The following is a 24,012-nucleotide window of genomic DNA, read 5'->3' on the forward strand; positions in this document are numbered from 1 at the left end:
TTAAAGTAAATTACTTCTTGAAAATGGGTATAAAGTAGGACAACGTATAACCGTATCCCGCGCCGTAAACATTATCTGTAGTCACTTTATTGAAGCCGGGTGCAAAAAGATTAGCAAAATCTTCTGGTTCCTTTTGAGAAAGAGCTCGCTTTAATTGTACGTTAACGCCAAGATAAAGGTTGTTTATAAGCTCTACCTGCATGCCTAATTGTAACTCAATCCAAATGAGATTTAAGTTGTCATAACTACGAGCATCTGTTCGTAAGTCTGGCTCAAAAAAAGTGTCTGTAGTATAAATGGTATAACTGTTTAAGTCCTGACTAAATGTTGAGAATCCACCACGTAAACCTACATAGATAAGATTTGACATTCCTGCCCAGTTGTTATAAATGTTATAATTGAAACCAGCTTTAATATAACTTCCCTGAGTTTCAGAATCAAAATTAGCTTCGTTATATTGTTTAGATTCCGTACCTATTTCAGCGGCCAGATAATAACTTTTTCTAATTCTAAAATCTGCGGCAATTTCAAAACCTTGATACGTATCATCTAGAAGTGTACGTAATGGTTTACTTAAATCTACGCCCAGACGCAAACCATATTTATCAGTTTTAGTACGAGTTGCAGTGGTATCTGAGGATACTTCATCAAGAGGGTCTTCAACTTCAATTCCCTGTTGCTGAGCATTCATTTCTGAAAGCCCCAGTAACACAAAACTAATGACGAATAAAAACGTGTGTGGTGTCTTCATCTGCTATAGTTCTGTTATTAATTATAAAATCATCAATCCATCGGCCATCAGAACCGGGATTAACTTGAATACTTAAATTATTAAATACCACTTTATACCCACAGGCTCTGCTTATAAATGTCTCTTGCGGAGTGTAGGTAAAAATAAGTGTATCTGCATTGTTAGGATTTTCAGCAGCCACCAGATTATTGGGATTTTTCACAAAAACCAATACAGTAGCTGTTGTATCTGTACGTAACGGGACTTGTACGGTGGAGGCATCAGTATAAGTAATACTATCTGACTTATCCCTCTTATAAATATTGATATTTAATGATTTGGTTTCATTGATGTTATCTGCATCTAGAAAACTCATTGTTAGCTGAGGCGTGGTAGGAGTGCTGGTTGCACAAATATCATCGCGCTCACACGATAGTGAAAGAGCTAGAATAGCTAACATTAAAAGGAGCCATTTTTTTATCATTAAACCCGGTTATTTCAATTTTAATAAAACCACATTTTCTACGTGGTGGGTTTGTGGAAACATATCTACAGGCTGAACGCGCTGAACCTTATAGTAAGGGTCGAGTAATGCGAGGTCGCGTGCTTGAGTAGCGCTATTACAACTTACATACACTATACGATCTGCTTTTATCTTAATTAATTGTTCAACTACATCTTTGTGCATCCCATCACGAGGCGGATCTGTGATTATCACATCGGGTTGACCGTGCATCTTTAAAAATGAATCGTTGAATACATTTTTCATATCACCCACATAAAACTCAACGTTTTCAATGCCGTTTAATTGTGCATTTGCCTGAGCTGCTGTTATAGCATCTGGCACTGCCTCGACACCTATAACTTTCTTAGCATCTCGAGCAACAAACTGTGCGATTGTACCTGTACCGGTATATAAATCATACACGTTTTCATTGCCGGTAAGACCTGCAAAATCACGTGTAATTTTATACAATTCGTAGGCTTGTTCAGAATTAGTTTGATAAAATGATTTGGCGTTAATTTTAAATTTTAAACCTTCCATCTCCTCAAAAATATGATCACGCCCTGCAAAGCAGATTACTTCCTGATCATAGATTGTATCATTCCCTTTTTCGTTAATTACATACAGAAGCGATGTAATTTCGGGAAATGTGTTTTTAAGATAGTTCATTACGAGTTCGCGTGGTGCTTCCTCATCGTGGAAAAATTGAACGAGAACCATTAACTCACCTATACTGGTTGTACGTATCATTAAGGTACGTAATAAACCTTCCTGATTACGGGTGTTAAAAAAGGGTATATTATTAAGGCTCGCAAATTCTTTTACCCCATTGCGAATGGCATTACTAGGATCACGTTGTAACCAACATTTATCTATATCCAGAATTTTATCCCACATCCCGGGAATATGAAAACCTAATGCATTACGGTCTTCTATTATCTCATCGCTTTGAATTTGCTTTAAGGTAAGCCACTTGCTATCACTAAATGAAAATTCCATTTTATTGCGGTAGAAGTATTGTTCTTTACTACCTGCAATGGGAGTTACTTTAGGAAGCTCAATTTTACCTAAACGCTGCAAGTTATTTACTACTTCCCGCTGCTTATATTCGAGCTGGTAGTCATAATGCATATTCTGCCACTTACAACCTCCACAAGTACCGAAGTGCTTGCAGGCTGGTTCTGTACGTTTTGATGAATATTCGTGAATTTTAATAGCTGTACCTTCAAAATAAGCGCGACGCTGTTTTGTAGTTTGTACATCTATAACATCTCCCGGTATGGCATTATTTATAAATATAACCCGCCCATCTGGAGCTTTTGCTATGGCTTTACCCTTAGCACCTGCATCTGTAACAAGTACATTAGGGAAAATTTTTCTGGAGTTCTTTTTTCTTGACACGAGGCAAAAATAGAATAATTATGAAGATTAACCATCGCTATCTTTAATAGTATGTAGGAATAAAAGGTATAGTTTGTCAAGACTCAAAATACTATGTAGAACCAAAATGAATAAGCGTGTTAGTCTAGGGTATTATTTAGATGCGTATTTTATTTTTAGTAATTTGCAGCATCTCAACTAGGATGATTTCTCTCCTGTTGAGGATGTCTTATTCTTAGAGGCATCACAAGCAGGAATCGTAAAGAGATTACCTTAAAATAAGTACACAATGACTACTGCACAAAAACTCACTTCACAAGAGACAATCGCTCTTGAGGAAAAACACGGCGCACACAATTATCATCCACTTCCTGTGGTTTTAAAGCGAGGCGAGGGCGTTTATGTATGGGATATTGAAGACAAGCAATACTATGATTTTCTATCGGCGTATTCTGCTGTTAATCAAGGGCATTGTCATCCTGCAATTGTAGGAGCAATGAGCAAGCAAGCCGAGACACTTACATTAACCTCCAGGGCTTTTCATAATGATATGTTAGGTAAGTATGAGGCTTACGCAACAGATTATTTTCAGTTTGATAAGTTGCTACCTATGAATACGGGAGCAGAGGCTGTAGAAACAGCGATTAAAATAGCTCGTAAATGGGCATATGAGAAGAAAGGTGTCCCGGAGCACGAAGCACAAATAATCGTATGTGAAAATAACTTTCACGGAAGAACAACTACAATTATTTCCTTTTCAAATGATGAGGGCGCTCGTAAAAACTTTGGTCCGTATACGCCAGGCTTTATAAAAATACCTTATGATGATGTTGATGCTTTGGAGCGCGCATTAGTAGAGAATAAAAATATTGCAGGATTTCTAGTGGAGCCTATTCAAGGGGAAGCTGGTGTATTTACTCCAGCTTCAGATTTCTTAATGAAGGCAAAGGCACTTTGTGAGGCAAACAATGCATTATTTATTGCAGATGAAATTCAAACAGGTATCGCCAGAACCGGAGCATTACTTGCTGTTTGTGGTAATTGTACTTGTGAGGGACATTGTGAGCGTCAAGAAACGTATAGCAGACCAGATATATTAATTCTAGGTAAAGCGTTATCTGGTGGTGCATACCCTGTTTCTGCAGTACTTGCAGACGACGAAGTGATGAATGTAATTAAGCCGGGACAACATGGTTCTACCTTTGGAGGTAATCCTATTGCTTCAGCAGTGGCTATGGCTGCTCTTGATGTAGTTAAAGACGAGAAGCTAGCTCAAAACGCTCGTGTATTAGGTGAACTTTTCAGATCTAAATTGAATGAATATATAGCTGAAAGTAAGATTGTGAATTTAGTTCGTGGTCGTGGTTTATTAAATGCTATTTTAATTAACGATACAGAAGATAGCAGTACAGCCTGGGATATTTGTATGGCGTTAAAAGAAAACGGTTTACTTGCAAAGCCTACCCACGGAAACATTATACGCTTTGCTCCGCCACTGGTAATGACAGAAGATCAATTGCTAGATTGTGTAGCTATAATAGTTAAAACTTTACAACAGTTTGAGAAGTAAATTTTTAGAACTATTTACCAAAAAAAAGCGACTCACTGAGTCGCTTTTTTACTTTATAAAATTTTATGAGGATTATAAAACTTCAATAAGATTCACTTCAAATAGGATTACAGTATTCCCGGGGATACTTCCGCCGGCACCGGATGCTCCATAAGCTAGACGAGCAGGAATTAGAAATACTGCTTGTCCGCCTTCTTTCATATACGTTAAGCCTTCCGAGAATCCTGGTATTAAACTTCCAGCGTTAAATTCAACTTCAGAATTAGATTGATCAAAAATATTTCCGTTAAGTAAATAACCTGTATAAGTTACTTTGACTGTAGAATTTTTTTCAGGAGATTCTCCTGTTCCTTCCGTTTCAATAATATAGTACAAACCTGTGCTACTGCGTGTAGCGGTTAAATCATTAGCTTCTAAATAAGCATTAATTTCTGCTTCATTTCTTACAAATGCTTCAGCTTCTGACTCAGATGAACTATCATCACTAGAACAAGAACTAAATAATGTTAGGGCACAGATTAGGGATAACCAGATTTTCATAATGTGTAATTTAAATTAAACGGCTAAACTAGGTTTAATTCTAAATTCATACAATAAAATATAACACTGTTGAAAATTCTCTTACAACTCTTAAGGTATTCCCATTTAACTTTTTCGTAGGCGTTAATCAATTCATAAACAAATTACTCAGCATAATATTTCGGGTATTTTTGAAAAAAAACTAACAACTATGGAAATTGCTATACAAAAATCTCCCGGCATGGGTGCTGTGCTAAATGAAGGTGTTACAACTTTTAGAGTATGGGCTCCTAATGCCGACAAGGTATTTGTAACCGGTACATTTAATGATTGGAATAACGAATCATTAGAAATGCAGTTAGAGGAAAATGGGTATTGGGCTACCACTACCGATGACGCAAATGAGGGGGATGAATATAAATTTATAATTCATAATGGTGAACAGGTTTTACACCGAAATGATCCCTATGCTTTTGAACTTACAAACAGCAACGGAAACTCTATAATAAAAACACTCGATTTTGATTGGGAAGGAGATGACTTTATTATTCCATCTTGGAATAGTCTCGTTATTTATGAATTGCACGTAGGAACTTTCAACAGAAAAAGTCCGGATGCTGTAGGGACTTTTGATGATGTTATCGAAAAACTAGAGTATATAAAAGGCTTGGGTATAAATTGTATTGAGCTTTTACCTGTGGCTGAATTTGCCGGAGGTATTTCTTGGGGTTATAACCCGGCGCATCCTTTTGCTATTGAACAAGATTATGGCGGTCCAGACGGACTAGCAAGACTTGTAAAAGCAGCACATAAATTAGGAATAGCAATTATTATGGATGTTGTCTATAATCATTTTGGCCCTTCTGATGTGGATTTATGGCAGTTTGATGGGTGGAGCGAAAATGACAAAGGGGGAATTTATTTTTATAACGACCACCGCAGTTCTACACCTTGGGGAGATACACGACCCGATTATGGTAGAGATGAGGTACGCCAGTATTTGAGAGATAATGCACTTATGTGGATTGAAAAATACCATTGTGATGGTTTAAGACTCGATGCTACCGCGTATATACGTTATGAAGATGGTGGACTAGGTGACGATGCTGTTATCGAAGAAGGAAACCAAATGATGCGAGAAATTAATCAGGAACTTAAAGAAAAGTATCCGCACATTTTGACAATTGCAGAGGATCTTAAGGGTCAAGAGATCGTAACAAACGCTATTGAAGATGGTGGAATAGGTTATGGTTCTCAATGGGATATGAATTTTGTACATCCTGTACGGGAAGTTCTTACGAGTGTAAGTGATGATTCACGCGATTTACAAGCTGTTGCAGATGCTTTAGCTTGTACCTATAGCGGGGATGTTTTTAGACGTATTGTTTATACTGAATCTCACGATGAAGTTGCCAACGGGAAAGCTCGTGTCCCGGAAGAAATACAACCGGGTGATGCAGAAAGTCAATTTGCAAAAAAACGAGCATTGCTAGGTATAGTGTTGACACTAACAGCGCCGGGTATTCCTATGTTATTTCAGGGACAGGAATTTATTGAAGATGAGTATTTTCAAGATACCGAAGGATTGGACTGGGACAAACAATATCGTCTCAAAGGAATCTCAAGATTAGTAGGAGATATTATCAAACTGCGTACAGGCTTTTATGATGGAACAGATGGTTTACGCGGACAGCATTTAACTATCGTTCATTTAAATGTTGAAACTAAAATACTAGCATATATACGAGGTGGTGAAAATGAACAACCTGTTCTGGTGATTCTCAATTTTAGTAATGCAGATTATGGAGATTATGGAATAGGTATAGATGAAGGAACAAACTGGCAATTGAGAATTAATAGTGTATGGAAAGGCTATGATAATGATTTCTCAGATACAGATGTTGAAAATCTTAGAATAGAGGAGGCAGAAACCGATGACAGACCATGGACTGGTAAGTTAGATATCCCAGGTTATGCAGCATTAATCTATTCGCTATAAGTTCATAGAGAGGCGTTAATAATTTTTAACGTCCGCGAGTTAAAATATATTAATATTATTAATAATGCTCTGAAAGTAAATTATTTTTATAAAAACGTTTATTATGAGAAAGATACTAAGATTAATCACACTTGCCCAAGTAGGTTATTACGCTTATGACTGGATAAAGAACAAAAGGTCGTTTAAAGAAGAATTTGTTCCAAACCTTAAAAAAGTGAAGCGGAAATTAACTTAGACTTTCAATTCTAATAATTAACACTAAATCAAAAAATTATGAAAACTACAATAGAAGAAGCAAGAGAAAAATCACACGAAAATTTAGTTTCTAACTTACAAGGTCTTTTAGAAAAGAACTATGATGCAGAACAAGGTTACAAAAAAGCTATGGTTAAAGCTGAAAATGGTCACCTTAAAGAGTACTTGAAAGTTAGAGCAGCGTTAAGAAACAGATTCGCTACAGAATTGAGTGATGTTATTATAAATTTAAATGAAAAACCAATCGAGTCTGGTAGTGCTACAGGTGCTGTACACAGAACTTGGATGAATATTAAGGATGCATTTAGTTCAGATTCAGATGAGTCTATATTGGAAGAATGTATTCGTGGAGAAAAAGCAAGTGTTGAAGAGTATAAAGAGGTATTGAGAGAGAATGAAAATCATTTTACTCCAGAGATCACATCTCTTATTACAAATCAAATGCTCGAGGTAGAAAAATCATTAGATACTATTAAAAAACTTGAAGATTTAATGTAATTAGATTTCTAATCTAATTATAAAGAAAAACCGCCTTTTGGGCGGTTTTTCTGTTTTTAAATGAATTCTACTTATTATCTAAATTTTCAATTAATCGAAGTCGCATAGTGTCAAGCATTGCCGTATTAATTTGTCCGTTCATATTTTTATTAAAAGCATTCAGCTGTAAGCTTATAGTATTCTCTCCTTTATTTAGTTCTATGACTAATGAATTAGAGTAACCCCAATCTGACCATTCATCAGTTCCACGTTGTGGAAATACAATAACTCCACAATAACTCTTATTTACTTTTAAACTGCGTATTGCGCAACTATTACCCGTATTCCAGGGACCGCTACCATTGCTGTATCTAAAATCTAAAATATATCTACCTGCCTTTTGCAAGAAGATAGGAATTTTAATCTTCCTATTCATTTTTGTACTTATTTCTACAAAACCAGCTCCCGTATAGTTCGTATAATTTAAGTCAGACATTTCAGCATAATCTTCAAGCTGAAGAATTTTTTCAGTAGAACTCAGAATTATGGGTTCACTGGCAAAACCTTCCATCTTATCAAAATTATAAGCACTAATTTGATAATTACCATAGGAACTTTCCGTGGTATCAAACTTAGTCTTCGTAGTGCTTTTTAAGAATTTTCCATTTTTATAAATAAGATAATGGGAGCAATTTTTTACTGGTTGCCATTGTATTCCGCTCGCTGTTTTATGTGCGTGTACAGTGGAAGGTGCAAAGGCATTTTCAACTTTATTTATCTTAGAATCATTAAATTCTGTATTATTCAATTCTATGATTAGATTCTGTTTACCACTAGCATTGTTTGCTAGAAAAGCTTTGGTAACTTTTTTATCATTAAGTGTAACGCTCTTAATTTTTGAACCGTGTCCTATAACTGTGATGTCTACTGTGGCCTTTCTGTATTGGAAGTTTGAAAGCTTACGTGTCCCCGAATATGCTTTCGGAATTACAGGACTAAAGTACAATCCATCAACTTCAAAATGCATTCCTAGAAATACACGAAAAACCATTGCGAGATTACCTGCAATACTCCACAACATACGATGAGAATTAATTTCAGTCCCGGCAAAATCACCATTTTCAGCAACCATATTCTCATAATTACTTAAAAATAAACCGGCAGATCTATACATACTTGCAAGACCGTGATTTAAAACAGCCTCATTTTTATGCTTTGCTGCAGCCAGATTCCAGTAAGCTTGAACAAATGGCCAAATGCCATTGTTGTGATAAGGAGGAATGCCTGGTAGTTGTGGGTAAATACACGTGGTCCCAAAAGGAGTCAGCGGTGCTTTTGAGAGAATGGACTTCGCTCGTTTAGTGTCGGCTATATCAAATAAAAGCGTTAACGATTCACCTAAAGCTTCAAAAAAAGGGGAGAGTAGAAAATCGTTTTTTCCGTACAGGCAATGCCCATAATAGCCTTTAAATTTGAGCCACAAATTTGTATTTATAGCCTTCTTTATTTTTATTGCTCTTTCTTCATAGCTTTGATATTCTTTGCCTTTAAGCTTAGAAATCTCAACGAATATAGATAATGCCTTATAATGCACAGCATTTGTACTTAAGTTTTGTGATGCATAAATGTCTGCATTAGACATCCACTTTGGATAGGTTTGCTCCCGCCAATCTAAAAATGACGATTCCCCGCCGTATAAACCAGTCTGCGGATTATAAAGTGTTTTAAAATCATCATCAAGAGTATTTTTTATTATTGGGTATATTTCATCAATCCACTTAGTATCTCCGGTAACTTTAAATAATTCCCAGGCAGCAAGAACCCAGGTTGTGCGATCTGAAGAAACCGGCCAGGCCCCACCAGAACCAGTATCTTGAACGATACGTTTATTTTTCACCTTTCTTCTCAGACTGGTTTTTGAAGCTTCAGGTTCGAGATACGCTAGCGCAAGAACTATGCTATAGCTCACATCTCGCGTCCATACGCCGCTCCATTTTGCTCCTGTACGTAAGGTATTATCTGGCTCAATATTTTTTATAGCCTCTTCAAGAGATAAGTTATACAGCGTATCAACTAGAATCTGATCGGATTGGTATTTTGGTTTATCTGAAATATCTTCGGAAAGTTTCCAATGCTTACGTTCATATTGAGCATCGTTAAACGGATTTAAAAGTAATGTGATGCTGTAAATATGAGGTGTTGAGGTGGGTTGCATTTTTAAGCCACGTTCCTCGAGATTTACAAAATCCCAAGTAAGTGGTTTAGACTCGCCAGCAATATAAAAACCATTAAAACCTGCTTTGGCAATACGTGTACCATCAAAAGTGGTGTAATATCCTTTTTTCTTGAATGCATCTAAAACCGGCGAAACGTCAAGTAAAAATGTGTACTCGTAATTTACAGGAAGATAGCCTGAACAATTCTCGGGTTTAGAATCGCTTCTTTTTCCAAATGTGAAAAGTGGCGATTCTTTTTCGGTATCTATTATTATCCAGTGATCATCACCTATAGGTAGCTCATTATCCTTCTGATTAATACTGAATTTAAAAACCAACAGTCGTGAATAATTTTCACTCGCTCTAGAATTATAATTTGACGATAAATGCTTTCGGGATTCGGCATTAGCGCTGTATTGCCCCTGAATTATTTTATCCTTATAAATACTAAACGCATCACACTCGTATATTTTTTGTTCACTTTTTTTGGAGAAAGGTTTTGTGGACATGAAGATAAGGATTTGTAATAAGCGAATCTTATTTATAGGATTGAAATTAATTTGTATCAATGAAATTAACTCAAAAATGAATATTCCTATGGGTAGTTAACATTTTATTGGAACTTCTCTCTACAGTGGCTTCCTTAATTCTGAATTTAAATGTGATTGACAATTTTGATTTAAGTACAAAGCAAAAAAAAACCGCAAGGAACTTGCGGTTTTTTTAATATTTCAAAAAGGATTTTACATTGTCTTACTGAAGAAAAGTGCATTCATCATCAGTTTGTTAGTTCCGTACCAGAATGCTCTAAAATTAGTATTATCTGTAAATATTAATACATCTCCACGACCTGCAGATTGATGAACAAAAGGCCGCGTTTCTTTAATGGCTTCCAGATTTATAGGGCTAATATAACCGCTTACTAGAGGTTCTTCTGTATATTGAATTGGATTTTTGTAACTCGTAGCATCTGCTTCAATAAAAAGAGTCGTATCTCTAAATAAATTTATAGTTTTTGAATCATAGCCAAAAGCAATAGGATGAGAGCGATCTAATTTTGCTTCAAAAATAGCACCCCCTATAACTTGAGCGCCGTTAAAATCCCTGCGTTGCTCAAAGGTTACATTTTCAGCAGGATTCTCTGTGTCTTTAGTTGAGAAATCTATGAGACCTTGTCTTTTAAGCCATTTTGCAGAGTTTTTGAACCCAAGTAAGGTGCCGCCGTTACGCACCCAAGTATTTATTTTTTCTGAAGATTCTTCGGTTATTGATGATCCCCAAGAACCAGGCATAATAAGAGTGGTGTATCTAGACAAATCTGTTCTATCTAGATTGCGTGTATCTATTTTTGTGATGGAAACATCAAAACGCGTGTCGAGTAAATGCCATATTTCTCCTGCGTCTAGAGAACTAATTCCTTCTCCTACGAGTAACGCGATTTTAAGAGGTTGTAATGCTTCAAATTGTCTGCTTCCTAAGTCTATACCCTGAGTAGAGCCTGTTTTAACAGCATCAATAGAAAGGTGAGAGTCTTTTGCGGCACTATCTAAAAATGCATTAAGATTATCTGCATTAAGTGATTGACCTTGAACGGGAATTAAAATTGTCCCATAGTCATATTTTTTTCCGGCTAATGTAAAAGGTTGCATAGCTACCTTAGCACGTATTCCCTTATTTAATATTTTATTTAAAGCCTTTGGTGCATAATAATTGCCCCACGGCATTAGATAAGCGTATTCGCTTCGTGCTAAAGTTAATGGTTGCTCAAATTTAACTGAATCTACTTTAGTACCAGTAATTGAAGTAGGTGCAGCATCACTAAAATCTAAATTGAACGCAAGTGGGAAGCTCCAAGCCGAAATATCATAAAATAAACTGTCCTCAAAAGTTGTTCGCTTTTCAAACATAGCGTTAAGCAAACGGCTGTGTTTTTGATTTTTAGGAACTACATAACTAGTAGCTGTAGTAAATTCAACATCTTTTGATTTATAATCTTCTTTAGCTCTATAAATTTCTATTTGATGACGCTCTAGTAATTGGGCCAGGAGCGTAGCTCGTGCAGGATCTGTTTTACTTCCAAAGATGTATGCATCCTTGGCAATTTCATTACGAGAATTTGAATAGAAGTCACGTTGGTAATTCAGTAGTTTTGTGCGCATAGCCTGTGCAGCTTCAATCGTTGATAAGAATGCTGTAAACTGATTACGTACTGTAAATGGAAATGTCAATACCCCATTATCAGTCTCTTGCAAATGTCCGCGAGAACTGGCCTGTTCAAACAGAATTCCTATACTACCATTGATGTCTGGAAATGTTGACCCTTTTCCATAGTAAAAATCATCATAATCTTCTTCTGTGTAATAGAACGAACCAAGTTTATCAAAAGCTTTAGCGTGATAGGTACCTATTTCTGCAGTAAGCTCTTGATTCAATTTAGGAGTTAGTGGGTGGGTTCTGCTAGGAATCCCCGGTTGAAAGAAAAATGAAGAGTTACTACCCATCTCGTGGTGATCTGTCAAGATATTAGGATGCCAATCGTGAAAGGTTTTAATACGTGCTTGAGATTCTGGCAATTGTGCTGGTAACCAGTCCCGATTAAGATCAAACCAATAATGATTAGATCTACCACCAGGCCATACTTCATCATATTCGCGATCTTGAGGATCTGCGGTTAGCGATACATTTTTATTGGTATTTGCCCAGTACGAAAAGCGTTGTAAACCATCTGGATTAAAAGAAGGATCAAATAAAATCACCGTATTCTTTAATATTGAATCAATTTTTGGACCTTGAGCTGCTGCCAAATAATAAACAGCTAAAAGTCCTGCGTTTGATCCGCTGGCTTCGTTACCGTGAATGCTCATTCCCTGATAGGTAACGATAGGCATAGTATCTGTATTCAGACTTTGTGCATTTGCATCAGTTAATGCTAAATGCTGCTTTTTTATCGTTGAAATATTTGCGTGATTCTCTGGAGAAGTAATGGTAAGGAGAACTAATGGTCTTCCTTCAAAGGTAAGGCCTCGACGTTCTATAGTAATACGTGGAGAAGCATCTGCCATTTTCTCCATATAATTTAAAAGTAAATCGTGACTTACGTGCCAGGTTCCCGGTACATAACCTAATATATCTTGTGGTTTCGGAATTGCACTATCGTATGTTACATCATCTGGAAGGTAATAATCTAAGGTAGGGTTAGATACCTGGGCATTACAAAAAGTATAAGAAAAAAATAAAATTAAGAGGTTGATTAGGTGTTTCTGCATAAAATGTTTTTTGTGCGTTTGCGGAATGTTTAAAGATTATTGTTGTGTTAAATATATCAATTTTATCACAAACTCATAGCGCAAGAACGGAAGCCAAGGGGACCTTAAATTAATAAAAGATTGAGTAAGAAAGCCTAAGCTTATTCTCGCTTTAATTGATTGAGTATTCTTTGATTTTGTTGCATAAAAAAAGCCGCATAAATGCGGTTTTTTTTCTAATCTTAATTTAATTTTTAAATATCGTCAAAACTGATATCTGTAAATGCTTTAGCAGATTGTTCTTCTACCAGAACTTCAGACTCGTCCTCTTTAGTATAATCTGCCTGGTGACGTTCGCTTATAACCTCTTCTCCTTTTTCATTAAGAATATAACCAGTCATTTCATTTAAAATTTCAGAGAATCCTTCAAAATCTTCTTTGTATAAATAGATTTTATGTTTCTTGTAGTGAAAAGAACCATCATCATTAGTAAATTTTTTACTCTCGGTAATCGTTAAGTAGTAATCTCCTGCACGTGTAGAACGTACATCAAAAAAGTAAGTGCGTCTTCCTGCTCTTAATACTTTCGAGAATATCTCATCATTCCCCTTCATTTCATTATTGCTCATAATCTTGGTTTAATTGATACGCTTTATGCACCCAAAAATGGAAAAAAATTAAATGGTGTACAAAATTATTATTCCATTTCTTTTTCGTCTAGTTGTTTTCGGTAGAGTTCTTGGTAGTAGCCAGCTTGTTTTACAAGTTCGTTATGTGTTCCTCGCTGAATAATTTCACCATCCTCTAGTATAATTATTTTATCGGCATTTTTTGCTGATGATATACGATGACTAACAAGTATAGTTGTTTTAGTTGTAGATATGCGCTTTAGGTTTGCTAAAATCTCCTCTTCAGTTTCTGTATCAACTGCAGACAAACTATCGTCAAATAGTAAGATCTGCGGATCTTTAATAATTGCACGAGCGATAGATACACGTTGTTTCTGTCCACCACTTAGCGTAATTCCTCGTTCCCCTAAAATGGTATCATACCCTTTTGTAAATTCTGCGATGTTTTTATCTACTACAGCATTTTTTGCAGCTTCTACAACTTCTTCATCTGTAGCATTGTTGTTTCCAAATTTTATATTCTCTTTAATGCTGTCACTAAACAAAAAGGCTTCTTGCGGTACATAACCAATACTGGTACGCAAATCTTTTAAATTGAACTTTTCAATTTCCTTGTCATCTATTGAGATAAGTCCCTCTTTAGTATCATAAAGTCGCGCTATAAGTTCTAGGATAGTAGATTTACCCGATCCTGTTTTACCTATAATGGCTAGAGTTTCTCCTTTCTCTATCGTGAAAGAAATATTTTTTAGCGCTGTGATATTAGTATCGTCATAGGTAAAAGTCACATTGTCAAATGATATTTTACCATCAACTGGTGTGTGTGCATCCGTATAGTTTACGATTTCGGGCTTTTCCTGCAAAAATTCATTTATACGTTTTTGAGAAGCTTCGGCTTGCTGTACCAGTGACGTAATCCAGCCTACAGATGCTACGGGCCAGGTAAGCATATTTACATAAATAAGAAACTCAACAATTACTCCGAGATCGGGAATTGTACCATCTATATATTGTTTACCACCTACATAGAGTACGAGTAAATTACTGGCGCCAATAAGCGCAATCATTAACGGAAAAAAGAAAGCCTGAACTTTTACAAGATCCAGATTTTTCTGCTTGCTGGTTTCTGAAAGTTCCTGGAAATTATCAAAAGTTTGAGATTCTAGGCTATATGCTTTTATAACTCCAATACCACTGAAGGATTCTTGAGTAAATGTACTTAAGTGGGATAAGTATTGCTGAACAATTGTACTGCGGGTATGTATTAATTTACTTAATTGATATATCGCAACAGATAATATAGGCAGCGGGATTATCACATACAAGGTTAGGGTAGGAGCTGTATAATACATATATGGTATTACCGTTGCAAATAGAATAACAGTTGTAACCCCATACATAATTGCAGGTCCTAAATACATGCGCACTTTGCTAACGTCTTCACTAATGCGATTCATTAAATCGCCGGTTCTATTTTTCTTGTAAAAGTTTAAAGATAGATTTTGATACTGCTCGTACACCTCATTTTTTAAATCTGCTTCGATATATCTGGAAACTACAATAAACATTTGGCGCATCAAGAATGTGAAAAATGCAGATAATAAGGCTGAGCCTAAGAGTAAGAAAAGAGTAATTAATAATTGATGTTTTAGTTCACTCAGATCTCCTCCGTTAGTCATATAATTCTCAACATACTTAATCATATCTCCAGAGAATTTAGGAGTAAGTATGGCAAAAATGCGAGCAATAAGAACAATGAAGAAGCCTATAAAAAGCTTCCACTTGTATTTTTTAAAGTATTTATTAAGGTGTTGCAGTTCTTTCATAGCATCTATTAATCTGCTCAGCAAAGACAATTTTTCAGTAAAAAAAGTCCATTTATTAGGAGCCCCGCAAAGGTAAACGATTAGACTGTATTTGAAGCGATGAGTTTTTTGAGATAAAAAACAAAATACCTTGCTAAGAACTCTTAGAGATCATGTATTTTTGCAGCGTTTTTGAGGATCATTGTCATATTGATTCTAAACCTCAAAAAAATTGATATTAAAAATCAAAAGTTCTTTAAAGCTATGCTCAATAGAAGGCACATTCGCATAAAAGTAATGCAAGCGCTTTACGCCTTAAGTCAATCTGAAAATCAGGATTTGATTAAGGAGGAAAAATTTATGAATGCGAGTACGGCGCAGATGTACGACTTGTATCTGGTAATGGTAGATTTGCTAGTAGAAATTCACGCTTACGCGAAAGACTACCTGGAGAAATCTCAACAAAAAATGTTGGCCACTGAGTCTGACAAAAATCCCAATCTAAAGTTTGTCAATAATAAGGTTTTAGTAAATCTTTCTGAAAACGAACTACTTCAAAAAGAACTTAAAAAGGCTAAACTGAACAACTGGAGGTTAGACAGTGAGTACGTAGTACTTATATTCGAAAGTCTTACCAGCAGTGAGTTTTATGCAGATTATATGAATATAGCTGAAACAAGCTATAAAGAAGATCGAGATTTTGTAATTCAATTTTTTACAGATTTTGTTGCGCCTAATGACAAACTCTACGAATATTTAGAAGATTACAGACTTACTTGGTTAGATGATTTACCGGTTGTAAATACAACAATTATTAAACGTCTGTCTAAATTAAAACCTAACTCACCAGAATCTACAATTCTTCCAAAGTTGTACAAGGATGAAGAAGATAGACAATATGCAAAGGATCTTCTATTGCGTACCTCTCGTAATGATGAAGAGTTTGAAGCCGAAATTTTAGGGAATACGCCTAACTGGGATCAAGACCGTATAGCAACTTTAGACAAAATTTTAATTAAGATGGCACTTTGTGAATTTTTGAAATTCTCATCTATTCCTATAAAAGTGACAATCAATGAATATTTAGAATTATCTAAAGAATATTCTACACCCAAGAGTAGCATCTTTATAAATGGAGTGCTCGACCGTTTAGTGAAGAAATATAAAAAGGAAGGCAGACTTAACAAAGCCGGAAGAGGGCTTATCGAGTAATAAATAAAATTGTATTTTTGAGACCCTTTAAAAAATTATAATTTATGAAAAAAGTATTTCTAGCAGCAGGTTTAGTTGCTGCATTAGCATTTACAGGTTGTAAAGACAACGCTTCTGAAAAGATCAAAGGTAAAAACGTAGAAATGGCAGCAAATCGTGATGCTAATGCTACAAGTTTCCCAACATTGGAATTTGAAGAAAGTGAATATGACTTTGGTAATATAGAACGTGGTACAAACGTAGAACACGTATTTAAATTTAAAAATACAGGTGAAGCGCCATTAGTTATTGTTGATGCTACAAGTACTTGTGGTTGTACAGTACCTAGTTTTCCTGATGCACCTATTGCTCCGGGAGAAACTGGAGAATTATTAGTGAAATACAATGGTAGTGGTATGAACGCTGTTACTAAAATTGTAGCTATTAAAGCGAACACAGAAAAAGGAACTGAAACTGTAAAAATAACCGCATTTGTAAAGTCTGAAGAAGGACCTACAAACAACGGATAAGAACCACTAAATGGAACAAATAACAAGTTTTTTACCCATATTGCTAATGATTGTGGTTGTGTATCTATTTATGATACGACCACAAATGAAGCGCCAAAAAGATGAAAAGAAGTTTGGAGAAGCTTTAAAACGCGGTGATCGGGTAATTACAAAAAGTGGTCTTCACGGGAAGATCCTAGAACTTAATGAAAGTACAGTTGTACTTGACGGTGGAGCAGGAAAAATGATTTTTGAGCGTTCTGCACTGTCTTTGGAGTTGACTAAAAAGCTTAATGAACCAGTAAAACCAACTGTTGTTAAGAAAAAATAGTTCTACTTTATACAAAATTAAAAACCCGATGTAAAACATCGGGTTTTTTTTATTTCAATATTCTAATATCATTTTCAGAATAAAAGAATTTAGGATACAATAAATAGACTTGCAATTTCTACAGCCTGATCTCCTGTAAGTATTTCATCATAAGCTTGCGTAGAAGAATCTACACTAAATGGTGTACCAGAACCTAAGGTAGTAACATCTACACCACCTTGAGTAACATTTTCTTCACCATTGTAAACAGCTTGTGTAGCCTCTGGCATACCTTCTCCTCGTTGGTTGCCTGTAATCCATCCTTCTAATCCTCTCAATCTTCTAATTTCTGAAGCGTGACGTGCTTCTACAGAGTGAATTTGTAAGGCCGCAGTAAGTACAGCGTCATTGCCAATTAAATTTGCTGCCTGGCCTTTATATGCACGTACACCAGTATCTTCAAATGCTTGTGCTAAAGCTAAAAGCTGTGCGTATGCAGTTGCCTGAGTCGTGTTTGCATTGTTCATAAAAGGGTCAAATGCGCCACCTACAGTAAAATCAAAAGTTGGTTTAGCAACGGGTGTAGCTCCCTGAGCTTCAATTGCACTTGTTAAGAATGTTACGTGTTGAGATTCGTGCTTTGCAATTTGAGCATATATTGCTTGCGATTTTGCAGTAGTTAAAACTCCAGATTGTAATGCAAGGTCGTAAAACTCATCTTCTAAATATTCTAGAGTAAGTGCTAGGTTAAGAACTGCAGTAACATCTGATGAACTTTGTGCTTGAGCTTTGTTTCCCATAGTTGCCAGTCCAAATGGAACGGCAAGCATAGCTGCTTTTTTACTAATATTTCCTAATTGACCAAACATAGCTCTTCTTGAACTCATAGGAGCTTGAAGTTGATCAGTTGTGAATTCGTCTAAAAATTTTATAATATTCATTTTGGTATCTTTTTAAGGTTAGTGATTATGCTTTTGGATTTTTATAAGTAAATGGAGTTACAAAAAATCCACCCGCGGCAGAAAGAACTTCTTCTGGTGAAGCTGCAAGATCTAAACCATTAGAATCTATAATATCGTCACCTGCAAATGCTGTAAAATCTGCACTGCCACTAATTAGTGAGCGTATTGCTGCTGCGTGACGCGCTTCGACAGATACAATTTTACCTGCAAGTGTTAGATATAATGGCGTTTGAATGTATTGTCCCGCACCGTTGTAAGCACTAACTCCCGTATCTTCAAGAACCTTAGCCGTACCTAGTACTGAATCCCTATTATCAAAGTTAACCGAACTAAAATCGAATTCTAAATCTGCAGTTAGTCGAGCATCTGCATCAGGAACATTTGCATTAATTGCCGCTTTAAACCACTCACGGTGATTTACTTCGTGATTGTAAAGAGCTAAAAGAATAGCTTTCTCCTCAACACTAGCACCTGCATAGTAAGATCCATTAACAACATTTGTGTAAAAAGCTGCTTCTAATTGTTCAAGTGCATATGCATAATTAAGAACACCTACATCGCCAGACCCAAGATCAAAATCACCACCGCCCAACATGTTTCCGTTGTCGTCATCGTCACTACAAGATGCGAGTAATAAACCTGACCCGGCAATAGCTAAACCACTAACCTTTAAAAAGTTTCTGCGGTTTCTACCTACAGTTTGAGTTTTTACCTCAATCGATTTTTTCATTTTCATAACGTTTGAATTTCTTTGGTTATTAATACTTATAGAAACTTACGTGTATAATGAAGGCTTGGTTTTTTATTTTTTTAGTTTAACAGTAGTTTGGGAAATTATGGGTCTAAATGGAAGAGTTTTAACATTTTTTATCTAAAATATTTAACGGCTACAGCCTAAATATTAGCATATATAATGTTGAAATATCACAAAACATCGTATAAAAATGCGTTTAATTTACTTAAAACGGATTTTTACTTGATAATTCTCAAGATTTTGGAGAGTTAAACTAGGGTTTTATAAATTTAAGAAATGAACCATGTGAAGATAAAATTTAGTTGCATTCAAAATTAAAATCTATAATTTGGTAGGAATAATTTTTCTTGTAATTAAAGTGCCACCATTCGGTTCGTATAGTTTCAAAACCGAATTTGCGCATACCATCCTGAAGTATTTTTCTGTTTTGGAGTACTTGTTTTGGCAACGAAGTATTATCGATATGAGCCTCTCTGCCAAAGAAGTCGTGATCTGTACCCATATCAACAGGAGATCCATCTAATTTAGCCAGGCTAATATCAACTGCAGCTCCACGGTTATGAACAGAACCAGATTTATAAGGATTGGCTACATATTGCGGATTGGGAAAAACTTTCCACATCTTTTTCTGAGCACTTACAGGTCTATAGCAATCGAATAAAACAATTTTATAACCCATTTCACAGAAATAATGATTGGCCTCTTTAAGTGCGTTGGCAACTTCAGGTCTTAAATAGCATGCAGCACAATCGTAAAAAGCTTCTTTCAAAAAATTATTAGACGTTGCATAGCGAATATCATATGCAAACCCATCATTAATAGTATCTAATAGAACTAGCTGTTTTGAATTTTGAGCATATGCAAATAGATTAATAAATAGTAGAAAATAAAAAGAATACAATTTCATTATAACTAGTTTATTGATCTAATGGTTAAGCCTAAAAATTTTCCGTAGTGATTAAGCAGTTCTAGGTAAATAATTTTTGTCCATCCAGAAGGTGCCAAATGGAATTACTGAACACGCTAAAACTATGAGCAATGTTTTAAAGTTCCATTTAAGCTCTGTCTTTACAACAATAGCTAGAACTATATACACCAAAAATAGAATACCGTGCGCCATTCCTATAATTTGATTTGGTTGACCATAATCAAAAATATACTTTAGAGGCATTGTGATAAATAAAATTAAAAGAAGAGAGATTCCTTCTAAAATACTTATAATCTTAAAGGTCTTGATCATTCTACTAAATTAAAGATTGCTACGCCATAAATTGCAAAACGTACAAATCGAAGTAAACCGAATAATAAGTAATTTACAAAAGGGTATTTAATCATTCCTGCTGCGAGACTGCTAATTGCAAATGGTACAGGTAATATTGCGCCTACAACTATTAAAAAACCACCCCATTTACGCGCATTTTTTAAGTGCTTCGACATTTTTACTTCTAAATATTCGTGAACCGCATGAATACGAGTAGAAGCACGTCCTGTAAAATAACTTATTATACCTCCGGCGTAAGAGAGTACAGCTATAAGCGAAAGATAAAGAATAGGATCTGGCATTTTATCACTCCAAGCGATAAAAATTTCCGGTGGAATCAAACCCAAAATACTTTCCGAAAGAAAAAATACAAACAGTACCCAAAAAGGAGGGAAGGTGTTTGTCATTTTAATTAGTAAATCATTTATATCTATAACAAAATAATGTACACATACGAGTGCAATTATAAAAAGTACAAGTGGTGTAAGTGCTTTTTTAAGGCTTCCTCCTACAAATGAATAAAACCCGGTATATTTATAATACTGGTGTAGCAGTTGTAGTCTGGACTTTTTTTCTTTTTTATGTTCTGAAGTCATCGACTATTTTTTTGCAAATATACTTCTTGAATTACAGTATAACAATGTTGTAAGACTTTATATCTATTCCTTAATACAGTTTTAGGAAAACTTTAAAATTTGTGTTTTCGAGTCCCACGAATTAAGCGGTATTTTTAGGCTATGGAAAAATTTAAAAACAAGGTAGCTCTTATTACAGGAGGTACAAAAGGTATAGGAAGGGGAGTTGCAGAAGCACTTCTAGAACTGGGTATGAAGGTGGTTATTACAAGTAGATCACTTGAGAATGCAACGGATGTTGCTAAAGAACTTCAGGATAAATATAGTGGTAAGGCAGATGTTCTTGGTGTGGAGGCAGACGTCCGCAATTATGAGAGCCAGGAACAAGCGGTTGAGAAGGCGATAGAGAAATTTGGTCAGTTAGACGTGCTCGTAGCTAATGCAGGTCTTGGTCATTTTGCAAATATCAAGGATTTGTCTGTTGAGCAGTGGCAGGAAACCATAGATACAAACCTTTCAGGAGTATTCTATAGTGTAAAGGCGTCTGTAGATCATCTGAAAAAAGCACAAGGATATATTTTTACAATTTCAAGTTTAGCCGGCACAAACTTTTTTGCTGGCGGTAGCGCATACAACGCCAGTAAATTTGGTGTAACTGGCTTTACGCAAGCAATGATGCTTGATCTTAGAGATGATGATATTAAGGTTTCAACGATAATGCCGGGATCTGTTGCTACACATTTTAATGATCACAATCCATCAGAAGAAGATGCTTGGAAGATTCAAAGTGAAGATATTGGAGAACTCATTGTAGATTTACTAAAGTTGAATCCACGTGCACTGCCTAGCAAAATAGAAGTAAGACCATCTAAGCCTCCAAAAAAAGTAGAGGTGTAACATGGATTTAAAAAAAACACCCGCGGCAGCGGGTGTTTTTTTATGTAGTAATTAAAGAGAAAATTTAATTCTCTTCAGCATACGTTTGTAAAGCTTCAACGTAAGCTCTCAAATCAAGTCGGTTAGTTTTATTTTCTGGCTCAGCCAATAAGTTTAAAAGGTATAGTAAACTTTCAGCAGGATCAGTAGATTCTTCTTCTTCAAGTAATTCTTCATAACCTTCTATAGGTTCTTCTTCAGGAATAGGAATATCAAAAGTCTGGTACGCTTCAATATGTTCAAAAACCAGACGTATAGTTTTTGCTATTAAAGGACGTTGTTCTTCTATAGCGTAAGGTCTTAGATTTTGTAAATCTTCAACAACAGTATTTGTAATAATACCATTCTGCTCAACTTCACCGATGAGCTTATTTAATATTTTTATCGCTTTTTGATTCTTCAAAATGAATATTTTAATGTTGTCACAAAGGTAACAGATTAGGTATTTTTTTGAGTTATGAAGTGCTAATTTTTTTAAGTTTTAATCAACAAATTTAAATTAGATCGTAACCTCCTGAAACAGGTGATTTTCTGTGAATAATTTTTTTCTGAAAAGATGTGCAAAATACAAATATTTTAATTCCTGATTTAAACTTGTGAGAAGCCCTTTAAATGCCTTAAATTTGCAAGATTCACTACAAAACACAGCTACTTTTGAGCGATAAGGCAATAGGACAGGATACAGACAGCGGCAAAGAATTATACAGTTATCAAGAAAATGACCTTGATAGAATCTTCACCTGTATAGAAGAATCTTCTGACGATTTTAATCTTTTATATCAGCTTCCAACTGGTGGAGGAAAGACTGTAATTTTTTCAGAAATCGTACGCAGATACATACGTGAGAAACAAAAAAAGGTGGTAATCCTTACGCACCGAATAGAACTTTCTGCACAAACTTCAAAAATGCTTAAAACTTTTAATGTACCTAATATGGTCATTAATAGTAAGGTTAAAACGCTTGAAGGCAATGAAGACTATATGTGCTATGTCGCTATGGTTGAAACTTTAAATAATCGTTTGCAAGATGAGCAAATAGATATTAAAGATATAGGTCTGGTTATTATTGATGAAGCGCATTACAATTCATTTAGAAAGCTTTTTAGCTATTTTAAAGATGCTTTTATTTTAGGCGTAACTGCAACTCCATTGAGCTCCAATGTGAAGTTGCCTATGAAAGATAATTACCGAAAGCTTATTATCGGTGAAAGTATAGGATCATTGATAGAAAAAGGCTTTTTAGCTAAAGCCAATATGCATACCTATGATGTAGGGTTAAAAACTTTACAAGTAGGTATTAATGGGGATTATACTGTAAAATCTTCTGAGATCTTATATACCAATCAAAGTATGCAGGAAAAATTGCTTGCAGCTTATGAAGAACAGGCAAAAGGTACTAAAACGCTTATTTTTAATAATGGTATAAATACCTCACGCTATGTCTATGAGACTTTTAGAGAAGCGGGGTATGATGTAAGACACCTTGATAATACCCATACGAATAAAGAGCGTAAGCAAATTTTAAAATGGTTTAAAAACACCCCAGATGCAATTTTGACATCTGTGAGTATTTTGACAACCGGTTTTGACGAACCTTCTGTAGAAACGATAATTTTAAACAGAGCGACGCGTTCACTTACCTTATATTTTCAAATGATAGGTAGGGGTTCTCGTGTACTTCCTGACAAAAAGAAATTTGAAGTAATTGATTTGGGTAATAATATGGCGCGTTTTGGTTTATGGGATGCCCCGATGGACTGGAACGATATATTTTTATATCCTGATTTTTACTTAGAAAATCTTGTTAGCGATGAAGAGATTGAGCGCAATTTTGAATACGTAATGCCTCCAGAACTGCGAGCTGAGTTTAGTAAAAGTGAAGACATTTCTTTTGATATTAAAAAAGAATACGAGGATGTTTTTGCAAAAGGTCTTAAATCTAAAGAAGCATTAGAGCGATCTATTGATCAACACGCTAAAATTGTGTTTGAGAATTCTGAAGATATTTTTGATGCACGTATCCTTGCCAGAGAATTAAAAGATGAAATACAATATAGAATACGCTTGTATTCCTATTGTATTATGAAAAACACAAAGAATTATAAGAACTGGTTAGAAGAAGATTACAATCGTAAACTACGACTTAAGCTAAGTCAAATGTACGCAAGTGTAACCGCTCAATAA

At 35.3% G+C, this 24,012-nt stretch carries 23 protein-coding genes; 9 read left to right on the forward strand and 14 right to left on the reverse strand.

Annotated elements, in window-relative coordinates:
- Positions 1-10: 10 nt before the first annotated feature.
- From ABVM53_RS13480 to rlmD, 3 genes are read right to left on the reverse strand one after another with little or no spacing between them, the layout of a single operon-like run.
- Positions 11-751: a DUF6048 family protein gene (locus tag ABVM53_RS13480; protein ID WP_371456385.1), complete on the reverse strand. Its 741-nt coding sequence runs from the start codon at positions 749-751 to the stop codon at positions 11-13.
- Positions 717-1,190, reverse strand: a complete 474-nt coding sequence (locus ABVM53_RS13485; protein ID WP_405327007.1) for a DUF6452 family protein — start codon at positions 1,188-1,190, stop codon at positions 717-719. Before ABVM53_RS13485 ends, ABVM53_RS13480 begins: the two co-directional genes overlap by 35 nt.
- A gap of 33 nt (positions 1,191-1,223) precedes the next feature.
- A complete protein-coding gene (gene rlmD / locus ABVM53_RS13490) occupies positions 1,224-2,636 on the reverse strand; it encodes a 23S rRNA (uracil(1939)-C(5))-methyltransferase RlmD (protein WP_405327009.1) in 1,413 nt (470 codons plus the stop codon).
- Between the two features lie 268 nt (positions 2,637-2,904).
- Between rlmD and rocD the strand changes: the two genes are divergently transcribed.
- Positions 2,905-4,185, forward strand: a complete 1,281-nt coding sequence (gene rocD / locus ABVM53_RS13495) for an ornithine--oxo-acid transaminase (protein WP_405327012.1) — start codon at positions 2,905-2,907, stop codon at positions 4,183-4,185.
- Between the two features lie 72 nt (positions 4,186-4,257).
- On the opposite strand, the gene ABVM53_RS13500 is transcribed toward rocD, so the two are convergent.
- The gene (locus ABVM53_RS13500) at positions 4,258-4,725 is read right to left on the reverse strand and encodes an FKBP-type peptidyl-prolyl cis-trans isomerase (RefSeq protein WP_405327015.1); all 468 of its coding nucleotides are present in this window, start codon (positions 4,723-4,725) and stop codon (positions 4,258-4,260) included.
- 190 nt (positions 4,726-4,915) lie between these two features.
- Here ABVM53_RS13500 and ABVM53_RS13505 point away from each other — a divergent pair, with 190 nt between their 5' ends.
- From ABVM53_RS13505 to ABVM53_RS13515, 3 genes are all read left to right on the forward strand, one after another.
- Positions 4,916-6,703 (forward strand): alpha-amylase family glycosyl hydrolase, encoded by a 1,788-nt coding sequence (locus tag ABVM53_RS13505; RefSeq protein WP_405327018.1) that lies wholly within the window; start codon positions 4,916-4,918, stop codon positions 6,701-6,703.
- 103 nt (positions 6,704-6,806) lie between these two features.
- A complete protein-coding gene (locus ABVM53_RS13510; RefSeq protein ID WP_262707469.1) occupies positions 6,807-6,938 on the forward strand; it encodes a hypothetical protein in 132 nt (43 codons plus the stop codon).
- A 38-nt stretch (positions 6,939-6,976) separates the two neighbouring features.
- Positions 6,977-7,456: a PA2169 family four-helix-bundle protein gene (locus ABVM53_RS13515; RefSeq protein WP_405327021.1), complete on the forward strand. Its 480-nt coding sequence runs from the start codon at positions 6,977-6,979 to the stop codon at positions 7,454-7,456.
- A 67-nt stretch (positions 7,457-7,523) separates the two neighbouring features.
- Here ABVM53_RS13515 and ABVM53_RS13520 read toward each other — a convergent pair whose 3' ends face one another.
- From ABVM53_RS13520 to ABVM53_RS13535, 4 genes are all read right to left on the reverse strand, one after another.
- On the reverse strand, positions 7,524-10,160 hold the full coding sequence (locus tag ABVM53_RS13520; RefSeq protein WP_405327024.1) for a hypothetical protein: 2,637 nt from the start codon (positions 10,158-10,160) through the stop codon (positions 7,524-7,526).
- A 234-nt stretch (positions 10,161-10,394) separates the two neighbouring features.
- Positions 10,395-12,917, reverse strand: a complete 2,523-nt coding sequence (locus tag ABVM53_RS13525; RefSeq protein WP_405327027.1) for a M14 family metallopeptidase — start codon at positions 12,915-12,917, stop codon at positions 10,395-10,397.
- 233 nt (positions 12,918-13,150) lie between these two features.
- Positions 13,151-13,525, reverse strand: a complete 375-nt coding sequence (locus ABVM53_RS13530) for a PUR family DNA/RNA-binding protein (RefSeq protein ID WP_128757133.1) — start codon at positions 13,523-13,525, stop codon at positions 13,151-13,153.
- Positions 13,526-13,593: 68 nt separating this feature from the next.
- Entirely contained in the window at positions 13,594-15,351 is a 1,758-nt protein-coding gene (locus ABVM53_RS13535) for an ABC transporter ATP-binding protein (RefSeq protein ID WP_405327031.1), read from the reverse strand.
- Positions 15,352-15,594: 243 nt separating this feature from the next.
- On the opposite strand from ABVM53_RS13535, the gene nusB reads away from it, so the two are divergent.
- The 3 genes from nusB to yajC are packed head-to-tail and all read left to right on the forward strand — an operon-like array spanning position 15,595 to position 17,361.
- A complete protein-coding gene (gene nusB / locus ABVM53_RS13540; protein ID WP_164916303.1) occupies positions 15,595-16,542 on the forward strand; it encodes a transcription antitermination factor NusB in 948 nt (315 codons plus the stop codon).
- 44 nt (positions 16,543-16,586) lie between these two features.
- The gene (locus ABVM53_RS13545) at positions 16,587-17,051 is read left to right on the forward strand and encodes a DUF1573 domain-containing protein (RefSeq protein ID WP_405327035.1); all 465 of its coding nucleotides are present in this window, start codon (positions 16,587-16,589) and stop codon (positions 17,049-17,051) included.
- A 10-nt stretch (positions 17,052-17,061) separates the two neighbouring features.
- Entirely contained in the window at positions 17,062-17,361 is a 300-nt protein-coding gene (yajC, locus tag ABVM53_RS13550) for a preprotein translocase subunit YajC (protein WP_371456395.1), read from the forward strand.
- An 89-nt stretch (positions 17,362-17,450) separates the two neighbouring features.
- On the opposite strand, the gene ABVM53_RS13555 is transcribed toward yajC, so the two are convergent.
- The 5 genes from ABVM53_RS13555 to ABVM53_RS13575 form a co-directional block, all read right to left on the reverse strand.
- Positions 17,451-18,281, reverse strand: coding sequence for a ferritin-like domain-containing protein (locus tag ABVM53_RS13555; protein ID WP_128757129.1), 831 nt, complete (start codon positions 18,279-18,281; stop codon positions 17,451-17,453).
- A 25-nt stretch (positions 18,282-18,306) separates the two neighbouring features.
- Positions 18,307-19,032 (reverse strand): ferritin-like domain-containing protein, encoded by a 726-nt coding sequence (locus ABVM53_RS13560; RefSeq protein WP_128757128.1) that lies wholly within the window; start codon positions 19,030-19,032, stop codon positions 18,307-18,309.
- Positions 19,033-19,354: 322 nt separating this feature from the next.
- Entirely contained in the window at positions 19,355-19,963 is a 609-nt protein-coding gene (locus ABVM53_RS13565) for a M15 family metallopeptidase (protein ID WP_405327040.1), read from the reverse strand.
- A 51-nt stretch (positions 19,964-20,014) separates the two neighbouring features.
- A complete protein-coding gene (locus tag ABVM53_RS13570) occupies positions 20,015-20,296 on the reverse strand; it encodes a DUF3817 domain-containing protein (RefSeq protein WP_405327042.1) in 282 nt (93 codons plus the stop codon).
- Positions 20,293-20,913: a YqaA family protein gene (locus ABVM53_RS13575; RefSeq protein WP_405327045.1), complete on the reverse strand. Its 621-nt coding sequence runs from the start codon at positions 20,911-20,913 to the stop codon at positions 20,293-20,295. Before ABVM53_RS13575 ends, ABVM53_RS13570 begins: the two co-directional genes overlap by 4 nt.
- Positions 20,914-21,054: 141 nt before the next feature.
- Here ABVM53_RS13575 and ABVM53_RS13580 point away from each other — a divergent pair, with 141 nt between their 5' ends.
- Positions 21,055-21,789 (forward strand): SDR family oxidoreductase, encoded by a 735-nt coding sequence (locus ABVM53_RS13580; RefSeq protein WP_405327048.1) that lies wholly within the window; start codon positions 21,055-21,057, stop codon positions 21,787-21,789.
- Between the two features lie 64 nt (positions 21,790-21,853).
- Here the strand turns inward: ABVM53_RS13580 and ABVM53_RS13585 are convergent, their stop codons facing one another.
- The gene (locus ABVM53_RS13585; protein ID WP_371456402.1) at positions 21,854-22,231 is read right to left on the reverse strand and encodes a hypothetical protein; all 378 of its coding nucleotides are present in this window, start codon (positions 22,229-22,231) and stop codon (positions 21,854-21,856) included.
- Between the two features lie 251 nt (positions 22,232-22,482).
- Here ABVM53_RS13585 and ABVM53_RS13590 point away from each other — a divergent pair, with 251 nt between their 5' ends.
- Positions 22,483-24,012 carry a DEAD/DEAH box helicase gene (locus ABVM53_RS13590; RefSeq protein ID WP_371456403.1) on the forward strand — a complete coding sequence of 510 codons (1,530 nt, stop codon included), beginning with the start codon at positions 22,483-22,485 and terminating at the stop codon, positions 24,010-24,012.

The organism is Leeuwenhoekiella sp. LLG6367-2.1 (genome assembly GCF_045055775.1).
Taxonomy (GTDB): domain Bacteria; phylum Bacteroidota; class Bacteroidia; order Flavobacteriales; family Flavobacteriaceae; genus Leeuwenhoekiella; species Leeuwenhoekiella aequorea.

Coding starts and splice junctions, on each gene's coding strand:
- ABVM53_RS13505 (WP_405327018.1), top strand. CDS start 4,916: ATGGAAATTGCTATACAAAAATCTCCCGGCATGGGTGCTGTGCTAAAT.
- ABVM53_RS13530 (WP_128757133.1), bottom strand. CDS start 13,525: ATGAGCAATAATGAAATGAAGGGGAATGATGAGATATTCTCGAAAGTA.
- ABVM53_RS13545 (WP_405327035.1), top strand. CDS start 16,587: ATGAAAAAAGTATTTCTAGCAGCAGGTTTAGTTGCTGCATTAGCATTT.
- ABVM53_RS13535 (WP_405327031.1), bottom strand. CDS start 15,351: ATGAAAGAACTGCAACACCTTAATAAATACTTTAAAAAATACAAGTGG.
- ABVM53_RS13580 (WP_405327048.1), top strand. CDS start 21,055: ATGGAAAAATTTAAAAACAAGGTAGCTCTTATTACAGGAGGTACAAAA.
- ABVM53_RS13500 (WP_405327015.1), bottom strand. CDS start 4,725: ATGAAAATCTGGTTATCCCTAATCTGTGCCCTAACATTATTTAGTTCT.
- nusB (WP_164916303.1), top strand. CDS start 15,595: ATGCTCAATAGAAGGCACATTCGCATAAAAGTAATGCAAGCGCTTTAC.
- ABVM53_RS13565 (WP_405327040.1), bottom strand. CDS start 19,963: ATGAAATTGTATTCTTTTTATTTTCTACTATTTATTAATCTATTTGCA.
- ABVM53_RS13480 (WP_371456385.1), bottom strand. CDS start 751: ATGAAGACACCACACACGTTTTTATTCGTCATTAGTTTTGTGTTACTG.
- ABVM53_RS13560 (WP_128757128.1), bottom strand. CDS start 19,032: ATGAAAAAATCGATTGAGGTAAAAACTCAAACTGTAGGTAGAAACCGC.
- ABVM53_RS13555 (WP_128757129.1), bottom strand. CDS start 18,281: ATGAATATTATAAAATTTTTAGACGAATTCACAACTGATCAACTTCAA.
- yajC (WP_371456395.1), top strand. CDS start 17,062: ATGGAACAAATAACAAGTTTTTTACCCATATTGCTAATGATTGTGGTT.
- ABVM53_RS13525 (WP_405327027.1), bottom strand. CDS start 12,917: ATGCAGAAACACCTAATCAACCTCTTAATTTTATTTTTTTCTTATACT.
- ABVM53_RS13510 (WP_262707469.1), top strand. CDS start 6,807: ATGAGAAAGATACTAAGATTAATCACACTTGCCCAAGTAGGTTATTAC.
- ABVM53_RS13575 (WP_405327045.1), bottom strand. CDS start 20,913: ATGACTTCAGAACATAAAAAAGAAAAAAAGTCCAGACTACAACTGCTA.
- rocD (WP_405327012.1), top strand. CDS start 2,905: ATGACTACTGCACAAAAACTCACTTCACAAGAGACAATCGCTCTTGAG.
- ABVM53_RS13520 (WP_405327024.1), bottom strand. CDS start 10,160: ATGTCCACAAAACCTTTCTCCAAAAAAAGTGAACAAAAAATATACGAG.
- ABVM53_RS13485 (WP_405327007.1), bottom strand. CDS start 1,190: ATGTTAGCTATTCTAGCTCTTTCACTATCGTGTGAGCGCGATGATATT.
- ABVM53_RS13570 (WP_405327042.1), bottom strand. CDS start 20,296: ATGATCAAGACCTTTAAGATTATAAGTATTTTAGAAGGAATCTCTCTT.
- ABVM53_RS13515 (WP_405327021.1), top strand. CDS start 6,977: ATGAAAACTACAATAGAAGAAGCAAGAGAAAAATCACACGAAAATTTA.